Here is an 18,085-nt window from a genome sequence, read left to right on the forward strand (position 1 = left end):
GATCCCCCCTCACACATGTAATTTTTTCATAGCAAATCCCCCTTTATAACGAATACGTTAAGAGGGGGATCATTTTATTTCGTTTGACTTGCTCTAATTTTCGTAATAGCTACTTGAGCTGCTTTTTGCTCTGCTTCTTTTTTCGAACGCCCTACACCAACGCCGAGCTCTTCACCATTTAACGATACGCGAGATAAGAATTCGCGATTATGCGCTGGACCTTTTTCTTGCAAAACTTTGTATTCTAAGTGTCCAACTCCATCACGTTGAATCACTTCTTGAAGCTGGCTTTTGAAATCCATCACATGAGAAAAAGCACCTTCATTAATTTTTGGAAAGACAACTTTTTTTAGAATCGTTACTACCGTATCAAGCCCTTGGTCTAAATAAAGAGCTCCGATAAATGCTTCAAACACATCGGCCAGTAAAGCCGGTCTAGATCGGCCGCCTGTCATCTCTTCACCTTTTCCAAGTAACACTAGTTTACCAAAATCCATTTCATTTGCAAAAGTAACAAGCGACGGTTCGCACACAACTGCTGCACGAAGCTTCGTTAACTCACCTTCACTCATCGTTGGATATTTTTTAAATAGAAATTGCGATACGGTTAGCTCTAATACGGCATCTCCTAAAAACTCAAGACGCTCGTTGTCTTCATACGGTCTTCTGCGATGCTCATTCACATAGGATGAATGTGTAAATGCTTGAAAAAGAAGCGCTTCATTTGTAAACTGAATACCAATTTCCTTTTGAAACTCTGCAAAATTTTGCTTGAATTTCACGTTTATCTTTCGATCTCGATTTGAATATTGTTTAGGCATAAAATACCTCCGCTTACCTGCTTCAATTGTTTCGTAGTTTTTTCCTAACATCTCTCATTATAAAACGAGGTATCCTAAAAGATACACTACCTTTTCAAAAAAAAGAGGTCTTTTTTTGAAATTCTTAAAAAGAAGAGAAAGCCCCGCTGTTTAACGGGGCTTTTCATACATATACTACAGATTAAATTTGGCTCTGTATGTAATTAACTGCATCTCCTACAGTTGAAATTTTTTCAGCTTCTTCGTCAGAAATTTCGATATCGAATTCCTCTTCAAGCTCCATTACAAATTCAACTACGTCTAGAGAGTCAGCACCTAAGTCTTCTTTGAAACTAGATTCTAGTTTCACTTCACTTTTGTCTACACCAAGACGATCAACAATGATTGTTGTTACGCGTTCTAGTACCTCTGCCATTGTTCTTCACCTCCCCTCAAGTCATTATAGATGATTTCCATCTAAAATACTATGGTTGAATAATAAAGTTTATCGGTCGCCTAGTAAACGTCCCTTTGTACTTTATCACCAAATTACACTTTTCGTAAAGTGCCTTTTTTACATCACCATTCCGCCGTCAACGTGAATCGTTTGACCCGTAATATAGCGGCTTGCATCTGATGCTAAAAACGCAACTGCGTTCGCAACATCCTCAGGCTGGCCGAAGCTTGCAAGAGGAATTTGCTTTAACATTTCCGCCTGCACTTCTTCATTCAATTTATCCGTCATGTCTGTTGCAATGAAACCAGGAGCAACTGCATTCACTGTAATATTGCGGCTTGCTAATTCTTTGGCAGTTGTTTTTGTTAAACCAATCACTCCTGATTTTGCTGCTACATAATTTGCTTGTCCAGCATTACCGCTGACGCCGACAATTGATGAAATATTAATGATGCGTCCTGCGCGTTGCTTCATCATTTGACGAGTAACCGCTTTTGTACACAAAAATACGCCTTTTAAGTTTGTATTAATAACATCATCCCATTCGTCTTCTTTCATACGCATAAGAAGATTATCACGTGTGATGCCTGCGTTGTTCACTAAAATATCTACTGAACCAAATGTAGAAATCGCTTCTTTTATCATTGCTTGTACAGAATCACTTTCCGCCACATTCGCTTGTACAGCAATTGCATCCGTTCCTAATCCTTTAATTTCATCCACTACTTCAAGAGCTTTCGCTTCACTGCCAGAATAGTTTACAACTACTTTAGCACCAAGCTTTCCGAGCTCAATTGCAACGGCACGACCAATTCCGCGAGAAGCGCCTGTTACAACCGCAACTTTCCCTTGTAACATGTTATTCTCCCCCTTTTAGTGCTTCAATCGTTGATTTTAATGATGTAAGATCATTAACAGCATAAACAGCCGCACGGCGATTTACTTTTTTCACAAGACCTGATAATACTTTTCCTGGTCCAATTTCAACAAATGTATCTACACCTTCTGCAAGAAGTGTCTCAACTGTTTCTTCCCATCTCACCGGAGAATACAGCTGTTCCACTAGCTTGTTTTGAATATCTTGACTGTCAGTAACCGGCTTTGCTGTTACGTTTGCTACGACTGGAACTTTCGCATCGCTAAAGCCCACTGTTTCTAGCGTATCACGTAGTTTTTCAGCAGCTGGCTTCATTAAACTAGAGTGGAACGGACCGCTTACCACTAGAGGAATCACGCGTTTTGCGCCTTTTTCTTTGGCAAGAGTTCCAGCTTTTTCTACGCCATTTACCGTACCTGAAATAACAATTTGACCCGGACAGTTAATATTTGCAAGCTGAACAGCGTCGCCTTCGCTTGTAATTTGAGCGGTAACAGCTTCTAGATCTTCTGCTGACATGCCAAGCACTGCTGCCATTGTACCTTGACCTGCTGGTACAGCTTCGTCCATATAGCGACCTCTTTTGTGAACAGCAACAACGGCATCTTCAAACGATAAAACCTCAGCAGCCACAAGCGCACTGTATTCTCCTAGACTGTGACCCGCAACAAAATCGGGTGTAATTCCGCTCGTTTTAAATGCTTCAAGCAGCATTGTACTCGTTGTTAAAAGAGCAGGTTGAGCGTGATAAGTTAACGTCAATTCTTCTTGAGGCCCTTCAAAAATAATGTTTGAAAGACTGAACCCTAAAGCTTCGTCAGCTGTATGAATCAGCTTTTTCGCTTCCTCGGTTCCATCATATAAATCTTTTCCCATACCAACAGTTTGTGACCCTTGGCCTGGAAAGATAAAAGCAATTTTCCCCATTTCTTATCTCTCCTTTTCTTCATTAGCAGTTTGTTCGATTGCTTTTTGAATAGTGGAAGACACATTGTTTTCCACCATATTGACAGCTTGCTTAATCGCGCTAAATACTGCATTCGCATCCGACGAACCGTGCGCTTTGATAACAGGCGCATGCAATCCAAACAGCCCTGCGCCTCCATATTCACTGTAATCCATTTTCGCTTTTAACCCCTGCAGCTGAGGCTTTAGCACCGCTGCGGCTAACTTGCTTTTTAACGTGCTCATTAATTCTTGTTTAATCATAGAAAACAAGGAAAGCGCCGTTCCTTCAATGCTCTTAAGAGTCATATTCCCTGTAAAACCATCTGTTACAACCACATCCGCTACGCCGTTTAGCAAATCACGGGATTCCACGTTGCCTACAAAATTGAGATCAGCATTTTTTAGCAGCTGAAAGGCTTGCTTTGTTAAATCATTTCCTTTTTTATCCTCAGTTCCAATGTTCAGCAGCCCCACTCTAGGAGCTTGAATGCCGCGTACTTTTTCGGCATACACAGACCCCATCACAGCGTACTGGAGCAAATGTTCAGGCTTGGCATCAACGTTTGCACCAACGTCTAGCATTAAAAAGCCTTTTCCATCTAGTGTCGGAAGCGTCGGAGCAAGTGCTGGACGTTCAATGCCTTTGATACGACCTACAATAAAAAGCCCCGCTGTCATTAGCGCACCTGTGTTTCCTGCTGAAATACAGGCATCCGCACGACCTTCGGCCACTTCATTTGCCATTAATACCATAGATGCTTGTTTTTTACGGCGCACAGCTCGCACTGGCTCATCAGTTGCATCAATGGTTTCTTCTGTATGAATAATTGAAATACGATCTGAATTTGTTAAATACTTTTTTATTTCTGATTCGTTTCCAATTAACGTAATATGTAATTCTTTAAATTGAGCAGTAGCTTTTTCTACACCTTCAATAATGGCTTTCGGTGCATGATCTCCGCCCATTGCATCAATAGCTAGTTTCATGTTGCGTCTCATCCTTTTTATTATTTATCCTTTGTAGAACGATACATTTTAAAAGTGCCAGAGAATACTTGCTCTTGCCCTACATAGCTGTTTACCTCAACGGTGGTTCGCACTTCACTAGTTGACAGAACTTTCGCTTTTGCTATCACTCGTTCATGAAGCTTAACAGGGCGATGATAACGGATCGACGCATCTGCTGTGAGCGCTAGTTCATTGTTAATAACAGCGACAGCTAACGAATTAGCTTGCGCAAAAAGGTGGTGACCACGAGCAATTTGATTACGCTGAAACACATGCTCTGTTTTCACATCAAAAATAGATATCGCTGATTGATCTAGTTCAATGTCGATAACTTCTCCAATTACTTCTTCAATCGGAAGCGAACGCACTTCCTCGTCTAGTTGTTTTGAAGCTACATGCTTAATACGTTCTCGCAGTTCAGGAATCGACAACTCTAGGCGGTCTAATCGAATTGTTTGAACGCTCACTGAAAAACGGTCTGCTAGTTCTTCATCCGTAATAAATGGGTTTTCTTCAATTGTCGTTTTTAATAGCTGCTGTCTTTCTTTTTTACTGCGCTTCATTGTCCACCATCCGAACTTTTAATACTAGGTACTAATAGCAGTATATAATCATTGCCTTCTAATTGCAACATTTTTCACATGCTGTATTCTGTGCATTGACGTCGTAGTAATGGCCACCAGCCACTAACTCTTTCACTCTAAGCCGCTTTTTATCTTTATAGACGAAAAGAGATTGTCACTTCAATCTAAAGATGAACAAATGGGATAAAGGAGCTCGTATAGATTGCTTGTTACACCGCTGCTGATTTCCGTGCAAGACTTCGCTTTCCCCGCAGGAGTGCCATGCCCTTTACTTAACAGTTAGAAGCACCTACATACCCATCACATACATGAAATCTAAGTTCATCACCACAATGAAAAAAATCCGAACGATTGATCGTTCGGATTTTCCTTCAACTAAACTACTTTGTTTCAGTCTCTTTTACTAATCAAATTTTTCTCCAGTCAATACGCCCGTTGCTTCTAGTTGTATTCTCAGCAGTGCAAACTGATCTTCTGTCCAAAAGCTGTCGGAATTTACAAGCTTAGCAGCATCTTCTCGAGCTACTTCAAGCGCACGGTAATCGTGCACCATATCGGCTACTTTAAACTCAGGCATCCCGCTTTGTTTTCTGCCAAAGAAATCACCAGGTCCACGAAGCTCTAAGTCTCTTTCTGATAATACAAATCCATCGTTTGTTTCCGTCATAATGGTCATTCGTTCTTTTCCAACTTCTGATTTCGGATCCGCGAGCAGAATGCAATACGACTGTGCATCTCCTCGTCCTACGCGTCCTCTTAGCTGATGAAGCTGAGATAACCCAAAGCGCTCTGCATCATAAATGACCATCACGGTTGCATTCGGAACGTTCACTCCTACTTCTACAACCGTTGTTGATACTAAAATCTGCACGTCATTTACGCTAAACTGTTTCATCACTTCTTCTTTTTCATCAGGTGACAATCTTCCGTGCATGAGACCAACGCTTGCTTTTCCATTAAAATAGTGAGTGAGTGTTGCATGTACATCAATTGCATTTTGAACATCCAGCTTGTCCGATTCTTCAATCAACGGACAAATAACGTAAGCTTGTCTGCCGTCATGTATTTCTTTTTCAACGAAATGTAAAATACGTTCAAGCATATCATGTTTTACCCAGTATGTTTCAATTACCTTACGTCCTGCTGGCATTTCATCAATAATGGACACATCCATTTCTCCAAACACCGTAATAGCAAGAGTTCTTGGAATAGGAGTCGCCGTCATAAACAGTACATCCGGACTCTCTCCTTTTTCACGTAAAACCCGGCGCTGCCCAACTCCAAAGCGGTGCTGTTCATCCGTAATGACGAGCCCTAAGCTATTATATATAACTTCGTCTTGAATTAAGGCATGTGTACCTACTAATACATGAACATCTCCGTCTTTCACTCGCTGAAGCAGCTCTCTTCTTGCTTTTCCTTTAACAGACCCTGTTAGCAAGCCTACGCTGATTCCTACCTTTTTAAGCATCGTAGTCAATGACTCAGCATGCTGTTCAGCTAAAATTTCAGTCGGTACCATTAAAGCACCTTGATGCCCTGCTAAAACAGTGGCGTATAAAGCAACCGCTGCTACGACTGTTTTACCTGACCCTACATCACCTTGCAGCAAGCGATTCATGCGATAAGGCGATTTCATATCGTGCGTAATTTCGTTTACTACACGTTTTTGAGCGTTTGTTAACGGAAACGGCAGCAAGTTCGTGAAGTTTACCAGCTCAGTTGAATCAAACGCTTGCTTCATTCCAGGCGTTTCTTCTCTTTCGCGCTTTCTAAGCGCCTGCATTTTTAATTGAAAAAGTAGAAATTCTTCATAGACAAATCGACGTCTTGCTTGTTTTAAATCTTCATGATCACGAGGTAAGTGAATACTTCTAACCGCTTCTTCACGCGTTACTAGTTTGTATCTAGAACGAATAGAAGCCGGGAGCATATCCTGAATGCTGCTGCCATAATTCTTCAACGCAAGAGAGACGAATTTCCGCATTCCTTTGACCGTTAAGCTGCCTTTAACCGAGTAAACAGGCTCAATCGTTTGATTTTTAACAAACGGAGAAAATTGAAGCTCCTGCAAGTTAATCGTTTGCCGATGCTGATCCCATTTCCCCGTAACCGTAACAGTTTGATCGATTTCTAACTTTGATTTATAGTAAGGGCGATTAAAACAAGTAACCGTAATCAAATAGCGGTTTACTAGCAGCCGAAACGTCAGGCGCGAACGTTTTTTTCCGTAATACGTAAGCGAGGGGACGCTGTGAACCTTTCCTTCTACGGTGACCTTTTCGTCGTGCTTTGCTTCAGCCAAATCTTTTAACTCATAATCTTCATAGCAGTATGGGAAATGTTCTAACAAGTCATGCACACTGTGAATATGCATATCCTCTAATGCTTGTGCTGTTTCCTCTCCAATACCTTTAATGGTTTTAATTGAAATAGTTGTTAGTTCATTCACTTTTATTTAATGCAATACCAAAGATCTTCGCTTCAAGCTCGCGACCTGTTGGTGTTGCCGCTAAGCCTCCTTGTGCAGTTTCTCGTAATGCAACCGGCATTGTTTGACCAATTTTATACATAGCATCAATGACTTCATCACATGGAATACGACTTGTAATGCCTGCTAAGGCCATATCTGCTGCAATCATTGCATTCGCCGCTCCCATTGCGTTTCGTTTCACACATGGAACTTCTACTAGCCCCGCTACTGGGTCACATACTAATCCTAGCATATTTTTGAGAGTAATTGCCATTGCTTCAGCTGCCTGACTAGGTGTACCTCCTGCCATTTCAACAATCGCTGCAGCTGCCATACCTGAAGCTGAACCAACTTCTGCTTGACATCCGCCTGCTGCTCCTGAAATAGACGCATTATTGGCTACAACAAACCCAAAAGCACCTGATGTAAATAAAAATTCAATCATTTCTTTACGAGTTGGGTTTAGCTTATGTTGCACTGCAAACAGCGTTCCTGGCACTACCCCCGCAGATCCAGCAGTAGGGGTTGCACAGATTGTCCCCATTGCCGCATTTACTTCGTTTGTCGCTACAGCTTTGCTGACTGCATCTAAAATTAAATTTCCAGATAAAGATTTTCCACTTTGAATATAGTTTTGAAGCAGCACTGCATCTCCGCCTGTTAAACCTGTAACAGACTGTACCCCTTTTAAACCGCGTTCAACCGCTTCTTCCATAACCGTTAAGTTCCGGTCCATTTTTTCCATGATTTCTTCACGAGTAACTCCCGTGATATCTATTTCCTGTTGAATCATAATCTCTGCAATTTTTACATTTTGACTTTCTGCTAATTCTACTAGTTCTGCTACGTTTCGAAACATAGTAACCTCCGCTATTATTCTGTCTTATTTTCACTTCAGAATCATCTATAACCACTCGGCTCCAGTTATTCTCTCAAACCGCTCCTATTGGCTCTATCCTACTCCACCATTCTTGTTACTTGAATAATGTGAGGCAATGTTTTTAACTCTTCAATTACATCATCTTCAATATTCGTATCCATTTCAATTGCCATGAGCGCTACTTCTCCGCGCTCTTTGCGAGATACTTCCATATGTCCGATATTAATTGAGTGTTTCATCAAAATATTCGTAACGGTCGCAATGGCACCAAATCGGTCATTATGCACAACGAGAATAGCTGGATTCATGCCTGATAAATTTAATTCAAATCCGTTCAGCTCCGTAATTTGAATTTTCCCTCCGCCAATTGAAATTCCAACAACTTCAATTTCCTTTAATCCGTCGCTCATTTTAATGCGAGCAGTATTCGGATGATCTGTGATTGCTGCTTCCTCAACAAACGTGACGTCCATCCCTTCCTTTTTAGCTAAGTCCAAAGATTGCGGAATACGCTGGTCGAACGTATCAAAATCTAAAATACCGCCAATCAGCGCTACGTCTGTTCCGTGCCCTTTATACGTTTGAGCAAAAGAACCGTACAGTGAAACCACAACTTTTGTGGGCTGCTTGCCAAAAAGCGTTCGGGCAACGCGTCCAATACGCGCTGCACCAGCTGTATGTGAGCTAGATGGTCCAATCATTACCGGACCAATAATATCAAAGACAGATTTATATTTCATAAGGATTTTCCCCCTGCTATTTAGACATTGTTATTACTTATATGTTACTTGAGCTTTTGACTTTTTGGAAGCTTTGTTTCACGCTCTTAAAAAATTTAAAAATTCTCATTTTTATTAGGGATTCATGCACAAAAAAAGCAGTGTATTTATCTATGAAAATAAGATAAGCACACCGCTTTTTTTACTATATTATGCAGGAAAAGATGAATTACTTAAGCTGCTTCTTGCTCGGAAGCTACATCGTCTACTGTTTTAATTTTAAAGTTTTTAAAAACAACCGAACCTATAAATCCAGCTAATGCTCCCGCTAGTGCGCAAAGCACTGCACAAATTGTGACCTTCATAGGGTCATTAAACCCAAACATCACTGCAAGTCCTGCGATTGGCGTTGCCGTGCCTGCAGCATCATTTACCAATCCGAACAGAGCCACAACCACACCGGCCATTGCACCTCCAACAAAGTTTGTAATGTAAATAGGAATTGGATTTGCTGAAATAATATTCGCTTGCGTTAAAGGTTCAACTGCAACTGAAATGGTTGTACGACGATCCCCAATTTTTAATCGATCAAACAGCACATAGTTCATAAAAGAAGAACCAAACACAGCAAGAGCTCCAATCGCCATAGGCAATCCCGTTAACCCTAGCATAGCCGTTAAAGCCATTGAGCTAAGCGGAGCCGTTGCTACTACTGTAATAACTCCCCCTAAAATAATTCCCATCAAAATAGGGCTAGCACTTGTTGTATCTTTGATAATTCCTCCAATATTTAAAAGAGTCGCATCTACAATAGGTGAGAATGCATTACCAATTAATCTTGTTAAAGGTGCCGCAATTAAGATGTTGCCTAATAAGTCTAGACCAGCAGGTGCCTTTTTCTCAATAAATTTCACTACAAATGCCATGAGGTATCCCGCAAAAAATCCAGGGAGCAAGCCTAGCCCTGAACACACCACTCCCATCATAAGAGCATATACAGGAGATACGCCTAACGCCAAAGCAACTAGTGCTGCCGCCGCAACTCCTCCCATTCCTCCTGCAGCCTTTCCAACTTCACCCAGGAATGAAATACCTAGTAAATCTCCTCCTACATATGACTGAAAGGCCTCTACGAGAAACGCAGCTACCGCTCCGCTTGCGAGAGCCCCCATTGCTTTCATGCCATAAGGTGCCTTGTTGCTAAACAACCAAAATAAAAATAAAACTAATAATAATAAACCTGTTCCTTTTAAAATATCCACTGTTGTCTCTCCTCTCATGCTGTTTTCTTTCACATTTGACTTAATCAGTTTTCAAAACTACCATATAAACGTGTTCTTTTCAACTAATATACCTAATATACCGAACAATTACAACAATTAAAAATAAAATAGTTCGTATTTAACTTAAAAAACACAAAAAAAGAAGCGCCCCTCGAAAGGGATGCTTCTTTTTTGGTTATTCAATTGCAAAAATGTAAGAATATAAAGGTTGATCTCCTTTATGAAGCTCTACCTCAACTTCTTCAAACGTTTCTTCTACAAACGATGTTAGCGCTTCAGCTTCATCGTCTGAGACATCCTGTCCTTGAAGAATCGTAAGGATTTCCGCTTCGTCATCAATCATATAAGTCAACAGCTTTTTCGCTGCTTCTAATTTCTCTGAATCTTTTACAACGATTTTCTTTTCGGCAATACCCATAAAATCGCCTTTAGCTAATTCAAGACCATCAATATTTGTATCGCGAACTGCATACGTTACTTGTCCTGTTTTCACGTGCTGCAGAGCTTCTGTCATTACTTCCTCGTTTTCTTTTAAGCTTTGCTGAGGATTAAATGATAGCAGCGCTGTCATTCCTTGAGGAACCGTTTTAGACGGGACAACCGAAACGTGACTGCCGGCAACAGCAGCCGCTTGGTTAGCAGCCATCACAATATTTCCGTTATTAGGTAAAATCAGTACCTGTTCAGCATTTGTTTCTTCAATCGCTTTGACAATATCCTCCGTACTTGGATTCATTGTTTGTCCGCCTTCAATGACAACCGTTGCCCCAAGGCTCTTGAACAATTCAGCAATTCCTTTTCCCATTGACACAGTAACAATGCCAAAGAGCTGTTTTTCAGCATTTTTTACTGCAGGCTTTTCTTCACCTGAAACAATGCTGCTATGCTGTTCTCTCATGTTTTCAATCTTCATTTTAATTAAACTTCCGTACTGCTGCCCGTAGTTTAACACTTCTCCAGGATGCTCGGCGTGAATATGAACTTTCACGATTTCATCATCGGATACTACAAGCAATGAGTCGCCCCATTTACTTAAGTCTTGACGAAACGTTTCTTCAGAAAATGTTTTAGCTGCAGGCTTATCCTCTTCCAGCCTTACCATAAATTCTGTACAATAGCCAAATTCAATATCTTCTGTATTCATATGGCTTTGCGCATGCTTATGATGCTCAGCATTTACGAGTTCATTCATTGAAGGAGCTGACATGGGTACACCGGGAAGTTTTTCACCTTTTAATTCAGCTAAAAAGCCTTCATAAATTAAAACAAGCCCTTGACCTCCGCTATCCACTACGCCTACTTCTTTTAACACGGGTAAAAGATCTGGCGTGCGATTTAATGAAGCATTAGCTTCCTTAAGTACTTCTTCCATGAACAGAATCATATCAGATTGCTTTTTAGCAACAGCCGCTGCTTTTTTAGCAGTATCCTTAGCTACTGTTAAAATGGTTCCTTCGATTGGTTTCATAACAGCTTTGTAAGCAGTTTCTACACCAAGCTCAAGGGCTTCAGCAAACTCTACTGTTGTAATCGCTGACTTTTGCTCAACCGATTTCGCAAAACCGCGGAATAATTGAGATAAAATAACTCCTGAATTACCGCGCGCGCCCATCAATAAGCCTTTAGACAAAGCTTGACTCACTTGGCCGATGTGATCAGATAGTTTATTTTTTACTTCTTTAGCACCAGACGTAATCGATAAGTTCATATTTGTTCCAGTATCGCCATCTGGTACGGGAAAAACGTTCAGCGCATCTACATAATCTGCATTGTTAGATAGATGCTGGGCTCCTTGAAGCACCATTTCTCTAAACCGCTTTCCGTCCAACGTTGTCATTGACACGAATCTTCCTCCTTAATTAAACGTTCGTTACACGAACACCCTGCACATAAATATTTACTGAATCAACCGTTAAACCAACCGTTTGTTCCAGTGTGTATTTTACTTTTGTTTGCACATTATGAGCAATTTCAGAAATTTTTGTTCCATAGCTTACGATAATGTACATATCGATATGTACGTCATCCTCTTCTTGTCTTACCACAATACCTCGTGTAAAGTTTTCTTTGCGAAGAATTTCTGTAAGACCATCTTTAAGCTGATTTTTTGAAGCCATTCCGACAATCCCGTAACAATCAACAGCTGCTCCTCCAGCAATTGTTGCAATTACATCTGTAGAGATATCAATTTGACCATACTTCGTTTTCATTTCGATGGACATACTCGTTCCCCTTTCTACTTTCATAGGTTATAAATATTCTACTATAATCAATCTCGTTTTAAAAGAGGCGTCCAGCTTGTCCCTTTTAAAGATGACAGTATTAGGTATCAACTTGTCTTAAAATAAGTAATAGCCCAAGTTATACCTATTTCTACTCTCTATATTATTGAACATAGATTCATTTTATATGTCAAGGAAAATTTCTTGAAAGCTTTTCTCCAGAACTATTGCATTCTCTGTAAGGCTGTGATAAATTAATATAGTATTTCTCAAAACAGAATTGAGTAGTTTTTTTGGTGTTAGGAGGGAAAATCATGGCACGCAAATGTGTAGTAACTGGTAGAAAAGCTCGTTCAGGTAACGCACGTTCTCACGCAATGAACGCTACTAAGCGTAAATGGGGTGCTAACGTTCAAAAAGTACGTATCTTAGTGAACGGTAAACCAAAACGTGTGTACGTTTCAGCTAGAGCCCTTAAGTCTGGTAAAGTTCAACGCGTTTAATCTTTATAATGAAAAAGCACCATATTTTATGGTGCTTCTTTTATTATTCTGGCGTTGTTAATCTTTTTTGAACGAATTAAGCATGACCTTTACGATCCCACCTAAAAACTTTGGAAGTTTGATTGTATAGAATTTCATACTGTCCCTCCTAACCGTCTCCACACTTTATCTCCTTTTAAAGAAAGCCCTATGTCCTGCTCTCATTTTCCATACTTCATCACAAGCAACGTTTATCATTGCTTCTTACCATCATTAATATGCCTTTTGTAAATGAAAAAGTACCTCTTTGTTGAATAAGTTCATTGCTAATACATAAAGTTGAGCCGAGTTCTACTTCATGCTTATTGAGCGGATATTTGAAACCTTCTAGCGTAAGTTCTTTTACACTGCCTGAAAATGGAACGAATGAAATATAGTGAAACTCCTTTAACCGATCTACATGATAAGTGCCTGGTTCAAACAATTGAATGATATTTTGATTGTCAATCATTTGTACATTCGCTTTCTTTTTTAACCCTTTGTACAGGAGCTGAATGCTTCCAAACATGTGGTCAAGCCTTCCACCTGTTGCTCCAAAGATACAAATACTGTCCGGTTTTTGCTCTATTGCCCACTCAAAAGCAAGCTCCAAATCCGTTGCATCTTTTTCCGCAGGATACAGTTCAACATCTTGTAATGCTTCTCTCACTAGCTTAAGCTGCGCATTTGTAATGGAATCAAAATCTCCGAATGCTTTTACGGGCAAAATGTCTTGCTGAAGAAGAAGGAATACGCCGCGGTCTACTCCTACCCACTTTACATCATTTGATTGGTGCAGGGGCGGCATATGTTCATCCGGTCCCCCTGCTAGAATATGAATTTTCATTATGTATATGCTCCTTTTCTATTAAAAAATGAACGAAATAACTATGTTTTCTTTATCCTAAAAGAAAAAGCTGCTGTGTACAAGTTCTACTCGTTGTACACAGCAGCTTTTATTACTTACGCTTGAACAGTTGTGCGAATTTGACTAATTGCACCAGCTCGGTCTTCTTGATTATAAATAGCTGAGCCAGCCACTAAGACATTTGCTCCTGCTTCCACACATTTTCTTGCTGTTTCTTCATTAATTCCTCCATCAACCTCTACTTCAATAGAAAGGTGACGAATTTCAATAAGCTGAGAGATTTGCTCAATTTTCGGCAGTACATTTGGAATGAAGTTTTGCCCTCCAAAGCCTGGGTTCACCGTCATTAATAAAATAAGATCGATATCTTCTAAGATATGCTTCACCACGTCAATTGGCGTTGCAGGATTTAAAGCAACGCCTGCTTTCATGCCGTGCTCTTTAATTAATTGAATGGTGCGGTGCAAATGAGTACACGCTTCAGCATGCACCGTTAAAATATCAGCACCTGCCTTTGCAAACATTGGAACGTATTGATCTGGGTTTTCAATCATTAAATGCACATCTAATGGCAGTGTTGTGACAGGACGTACAGCCTCAACGATAAGCGGCCCAATTGTAATATTAGGAACAAAATGGCCATCCATAACGTCTATATGGATGTAGTCTGCTCCACCTGCTTCAACTTCACGAATTTCTTCAGCAAGCTTTGAAAAATTGGCAGATAAAATGGAAGGTGCGATTTTTGTCATTTTTAATACCTCGGCTTTCTTTGCTTAATTTCCTCAATAAATTGCAAGTAATGTTCGTAGCGATAACTCGGAATTTCTTTTTGTTCGTATGCTTCTTTCACCGCACATTTTGGTTCTTTCACATGCAAACAACCTCGAAATTTACACTGTTCACTCAAACGCGACATTTCAGGAAAACAATCGGCTAACTCTTCTACTTCTAACGTTAAAAATTCCAGTGAGCTAAAGCCTGGCGTATCGGCTACTAACCCTTCACCAAACGAAATCAGTTCTACATGACGTGTTGTATGCTTTCCTCTTCCAAGAGACATTGAAATATCATTTGTCTTTAACTCAAGCTCTGGTTTAAGTGTATTTAACAGTGAAGATTTACCTACACCTGACTGTCCGGCAATAACCGTTACGCGATCTTCAAATAACGGCTGAATTTGTTCCATGCCTTTTTCTGTGACTGTCGACGTTAAAATGACCTCATATCCTATTTTACGATATTCTTCGGCATATTGCTCGATTTCTTGCTTTTGCTGCTGTGATAAAAGATCTACTTTTGAAATACAAATAATAGGTTCAATATGATTAGACTCCACTAACACTAAAAATCGGTCAAGAAGCATTGTGCTAAAATCAGGTTCAATCGCTGAAAAAACAAGCAGCGCCTGATCAACATTTGAAATAGGGGGACGAACTAATTCATTTTTACGTTCTTTAATTTCAAGTATATATCCTTCAAGCTTATTTTCCGCCTGAAATACTACATTGTCACCGACTAAAGGTGTTACCTTCTTTTTACGAAAAACACCTCGTCCTCGACATTGCGTTACTTGTCCGTCATGAAGAACATAATAAAATCCGCTAAGGGATTTAATAATTCTTCCTTCTGGCATAACCTCACTCCTATCACTCTGGATATTCAACGTCTTTTTCTTCAATAACTTCCCCGTCTCGGACAATTTTATAAGACGCTTTTTCATTTTCATCAACTAAAACATCGAACGATTCTTTTGTTGTTTCAGTAATCGTTAGTTCTTTAGCAGGAACGGACATATCGTTATCTGCATCTTCGATATAAATTTGTACTTTTTGCGGCTTTGGCTTTTCCTCTTCTGTTCCGGTGGCATCGCCTGTTTCCGTTGCGTCGCCTTGTTCCGTGCTTGCTTCGGTGTCAGTCTCTTCTTTATACGGGATAGTCACATCCACTGACACCGTTTGAGGAGCTTTTGGCTCCTTGCCCATTGAGACCGTAATGGTGAGCTTATCACCTTGCTCGATACTCTGCTCCGCTGCAGGCTTTTGAGACATCACAAGACCTTTTTCAACAGTGTCGGAATACGCTGTTTTTACGTCCACTTCAATATCTTCATCTGACGCATAATCTTTTACGCTTTTTTCCGTCCAGCCCGAGAAATCCTTTAATGTAATCTTCGGCGGACCCTTACTTACCCATAGCGTAACCGTTGTATCTTCCGGTACCACTTGTTCGGTTTCTTTAGGCGTCTGATCTGTAATATTGCCTTTTGGTTCTGTGCTTTCAACTTCGATGGATTGGATATCTTTATAATTCTGCTTTTCTAACAGACTTTTTACTTCCGTAAAGCTTCTTCCAATGTACCGGTTAAATGCTTCTTTTTTCTTTCCTGTACTTCGATAAATAATGACATTGGATCCTTCTTTGATAACGTCTCCCGCTTCTGGCATCGTTTTAACCACGTCGCCTTCTTCCACCTCATTATCAGATATATCTTTAGGATTCTTCACTTTAAAGCCTAAAGAAACTAAATCGGTTACTGCTGATTCATAATCTTGATTATGTAAATCAGGAACCTTTACGTCTTTTGGCAGTAATAAAGCCGGAATAAATGTAACGGCGGCTACGCTAGCAGCTGCCAGCAGCAAAAAAATTAAAACAAGCGTTACAATCAGCTTGCTTTTGCCTTTTTTCTTTTTCTTCTTTTTTTTCTTCGGCTTTAACTCTTCTTCCTCTTGTTCTTCGCGCTCTAAGTGAGGCGGTTTTCTCACAGGTACGTGCGTTTCTTCGGATTCAACAAAATCCTCCTTAATAACTGGAATGGCTTTTGTCACTTCTTCATCATCAGGCACCGTAAACCTTTGTTCATTATAACGATTTGGATGAACAGCAGACTGTAAATCCGCTTCGAGTTCTTCGACGGAACTGTATCGGTAAAATGGATCTTTAGTTGTTGCTTTTAATACAACATTCTCCACGCTTTGAGGGATAGATGGATTCCATCTTTTAGGAGAAGGTGTTTCTGTCTGTAAATGTTTTAATGCAATTGACACAGCCGATTCCCCAGAAAAAGGGACTCGACCCGTTAGCAATTCAAATAGGACGATGCCAAGCGAATAAATATCAGAACGCTTATTCGCAAGCCCTCCCCTTGCCTGTTCAGGAGATAAATAATGAACAGAGCCCAAAACAGAATTAGTATGCGTAATGGTTGTAGAACTTAGTGCTACGGCAATGCCGAAGTCAGTAACTTTAATGGTATCATCATGATCAATTAAAATATTTTGAGGCTTAATATCCCGGTGAATAATTCCGTACTGATGAGCATGGGCAATAGCTGATGTAATCTGCGTCATAATATGTATGGCTTTATCAAGAGATAGTGGTGATTCTTGCAGAATGTATTGCTTTAATGTCATACCCGGTACATATTCCATGATGATATAGTAAATATCTTCTTCTTCTCCAACATCATAAATGCTGACAATATTAGGATGAGCAATACTCGTAGCAGATTGTGCTTCTCGATGGAAACGCTTTATAAATGCATCGTCACTTGCAAAGTCTAAACGAAGCACTTTAATTGCCACATCACGATCCAAAATCATGTCGCGACCTAAATAGACGTTTGCCATTCCGCCTCCACCAATTACTTGCAATACCTTATAACGGTCGTTTAGCCGTCTACCTATTAGCAACACTCTCACCCACTTTCAGATGTAAAGTCCACAATTGCAAGTGTAATATTGTCTTCTCCACCAAGCTCATTTGCTAATTGAATCAGGCTCGTACCCTTTTCGTGAAGTGATGAACTTGTTGATAACGTTTCGTTCAGCTTTTGTTCCGTTACCTTATTTGTCAGTCCATCTGAACATAATAATAATCGATCTTCTTTTTCCACTTCAATTGTTTTTACATCTAAACTAACATTTTCTTCGGTACCTAGTGCTCGCAATAAGATATTTTTTCGTGGATGATGCTCGGCATCTTCTTTGGTGATTTGACCATTTTTTACGAGTTCATTCACAAGAGAATGATCTTCTGTTACTTGTTGAAATCCATATTCATTTGAAATATAGCATCTGCTGTCTCCTATATTACCAATCGCACAAAACGTATCGGCGCATAAAGCAAGTACAACTGTTGTACCCATCCCTTTACACTCTTCATGCTCCTGAGCATACTGATAAATATCTTGATTAATTTGCGAAACATGCGTACGAATCCACTGCGTCGCCTCATCAGGAGACGTTACCTTGTCCGCTTCTTCCCACGCTATTTGCAATTTTTGAACCGCCATCTCACTGGCGACGTCGCCAGCTCGATGACCTCCCATACCATCAGCCACAATTGCAAGCAGCTGATTGTATTGGTTCAAAAATACCCCTCCGTTATCTTCATTGTGTTGTCTAACTCTCCCTCGGTCTGTCATGAAGACAGTTGCCATA

19 protein-coding genes are annotated in these 18,085 nt (G+C 40.2%); 1 reads left to right on the top strand and 18 read right to left on the bottom strand.

Annotated features, from left to right (window positions below):
• Positions 1–74 precede the first annotated feature (74 nt).
• The 12 genes from rnc to AC3WJG_RS05165 form a co-directional block, all read right to left on the bottom strand.
• Positions 75–821, bottom strand: a complete 747-nt coding sequence (rnc, locus tag AC3WJG_RS05110; RefSeq protein WP_028410797.1) for a ribonuclease III — start codon at positions 819–821, stop codon at positions 75–77.
• A gap of 181 nt (positions 822–1,002) precedes the next feature.
• Positions 1,003–1,236: an acyl carrier protein gene (gene acpP / locus AC3WJG_RS05115; RefSeq protein WP_013058905.1), complete on the bottom strand. Its 234-nt coding sequence runs from the start codon at positions 1,234–1,236 to the stop codon at positions 1,003–1,005.
• A gap of 138 nt (positions 1,237–1,374) precedes the next feature.
• Positions 1,375–2,115, bottom strand: a complete 741-nt coding sequence (gene fabG / locus AC3WJG_RS05120) for a 3-oxoacyl-[acyl-carrier-protein] reductase (RefSeq protein ID WP_013058906.1) — start codon at positions 2,113–2,115, stop codon at positions 1,375–1,377.
• Position 2,116: 1 nt separating this feature from the next.
• Positions 2,117–3,061, bottom strand: coding sequence for an ACP S-malonyltransferase (fabD, locus tag AC3WJG_RS05125; RefSeq protein ID WP_337133937.1), 945 nt, complete (start codon positions 3,059–3,061; stop codon positions 2,117–2,119).
• 3 nt (positions 3,062–3,064) lie between these two features.
• Complete coding sequence (plsX, locus tag AC3WJG_RS05130; protein WP_028410795.1) at positions 3,065–4,069, bottom strand: phosphate acyltransferase PlsX; 1,005 nt, start codon at positions 4,067–4,069, stop codon at positions 3,065–3,067.
• A gap of 20 nt (positions 4,070–4,089) precedes the next feature.
• Entirely contained in the window at positions 4,090–4,653 is a 564-nt protein-coding gene (gene fapR / locus AC3WJG_RS05135; RefSeq protein ID WP_013058909.1) for a transcription factor FapR, read from the bottom strand.
• Between the two features lie 424 nt (positions 4,654–5,077).
• Entirely contained in the window at positions 5,078–7,126 is a 2,049-nt protein-coding gene (gene recG / locus AC3WJG_RS05140; RefSeq protein ID WP_492588024.1) for an ATP-dependent DNA helicase RecG, read from the bottom strand.
• The gene (gene sdaAA / locus AC3WJG_RS05145; RefSeq protein ID WP_013084817.1) at positions 7,119–8,006 is read right to left on the bottom strand and encodes an L-serine ammonia-lyase, iron-sulfur-dependent, subunit alpha; all 888 of its coding nucleotides are present in this window, start codon (positions 8,004–8,006) and stop codon (positions 7,119–7,121) included. Before sdaAA ends, recG begins: the two co-directional genes overlap by 8 nt.
• Positions 8,007–8,104: 98 nt before the next feature.
• Complete coding sequence (sdaAB, locus tag AC3WJG_RS05150; RefSeq protein WP_013058911.1) at positions 8,105–8,767, bottom strand: L-serine ammonia-lyase, iron-sulfur-dependent subunit beta; 663 nt, start codon at positions 8,765–8,767, stop codon at positions 8,105–8,107.
• Between the two features lie 212 nt (positions 8,768–8,979).
• Positions 8,980–10,008: a PTS sugar transporter subunit IIC gene (locus AC3WJG_RS05155; protein ID WP_028410793.1), complete on the bottom strand. Its 1,029-nt coding sequence runs from the start codon at positions 10,006–10,008 to the stop codon at positions 8,980–8,982.
• 196 nt (positions 10,009–10,204) lie between these two features.
• Entirely contained in the window at positions 10,205–11,872 is a 1,668-nt protein-coding gene (locus AC3WJG_RS05160) for a DAK2 domain-containing protein (RefSeq protein ID WP_492588026.1), read from the bottom strand.
• A 16-nt stretch (positions 11,873–11,888) separates the two neighbouring features.
• Positions 11,889–12,251: an Asp23/Gls24 family envelope stress response protein gene (locus AC3WJG_RS05165; protein ID WP_013058913.1), complete on the bottom strand. Its 363-nt coding sequence runs from the start codon at positions 12,249–12,251 to the stop codon at positions 11,889–11,891.
• Between the two features lie 314 nt (positions 12,252–12,565).
• Between AC3WJG_RS05165 and rpmB the strand changes: the two genes are divergently transcribed.
• Positions 12,566–12,754, top strand: a complete 189-nt coding sequence (gene rpmB / locus AC3WJG_RS05170; RefSeq protein ID WP_013058914.1) for a 50S ribosomal protein L28 — start codon at positions 12,566–12,568, stop codon at positions 12,752–12,754.
• A 57-nt stretch (positions 12,755–12,811) separates the two neighbouring features.
• Here rpmB and spoVM read toward each other — a convergent pair whose 3' ends face one another.
• The 6 genes from spoVM to AC3WJG_RS05200 form a co-directional block, all read right to left on the bottom strand.
• A complete protein-coding gene (gene spoVM, locus AC3WJG_RS05175; RefSeq protein ID WP_016765421.1) occupies positions 12,812–12,892 on the bottom strand; it encodes a stage V sporulation protein SpoVM in 81 nt (26 codons plus the stop codon).
• A 79-nt stretch (positions 12,893–12,971) separates the two neighbouring features.
• The gene (locus tag AC3WJG_RS05180) at positions 12,972–13,619 is read right to left on the bottom strand and encodes a thiamine diphosphokinase (protein WP_028410791.1); all 648 of its coding nucleotides are present in this window, start codon (positions 13,617–13,619) and stop codon (positions 12,972–12,974) included.
• Between the two features lie 116 nt (positions 13,620–13,735).
• Entirely contained in the window at positions 13,736–14,392 is a 657-nt protein-coding gene (gene rpe, locus AC3WJG_RS05185; RefSeq protein ID WP_013084822.1) for a ribulose-phosphate 3-epimerase, read from the bottom strand.
• 2 nt (positions 14,393–14,394) lie between these two features.
• Positions 14,395–15,276, bottom strand: coding sequence for a ribosome small subunit-dependent GTPase A (gene rsgA / locus AC3WJG_RS05190; RefSeq protein WP_028410790.1), 882 nt, complete (start codon positions 15,274–15,276; stop codon positions 14,395–14,397).
• A 13-nt stretch (positions 15,277–15,289) separates the two neighbouring features.
• Positions 15,290–17,335, bottom strand: a complete 2,046-nt coding sequence (gene pknB, locus AC3WJG_RS05195) for a Stk1 family PASTA domain-containing Ser/Thr kinase (RefSeq protein WP_028410789.1) — start codon at positions 17,333–17,335, stop codon at positions 15,290–15,292.
• Positions 17,336–17,340: 5 nt separating this feature from the next.
• The gene (locus tag AC3WJG_RS05200; RefSeq protein WP_028410788.1) at positions 17,341–18,084 is read right to left on the bottom strand and encodes a Stp1/IreP family PP2C-type Ser/Thr phosphatase; all 744 of its coding nucleotides are present in this window, start codon (positions 18,082–18,084) and stop codon (positions 17,341–17,343) included.
• Position 18,085 lies beyond the last annotated feature (1 nt).

Source organism: Priestia sp. FW507-14D1A (assembly GCF_058781295.1).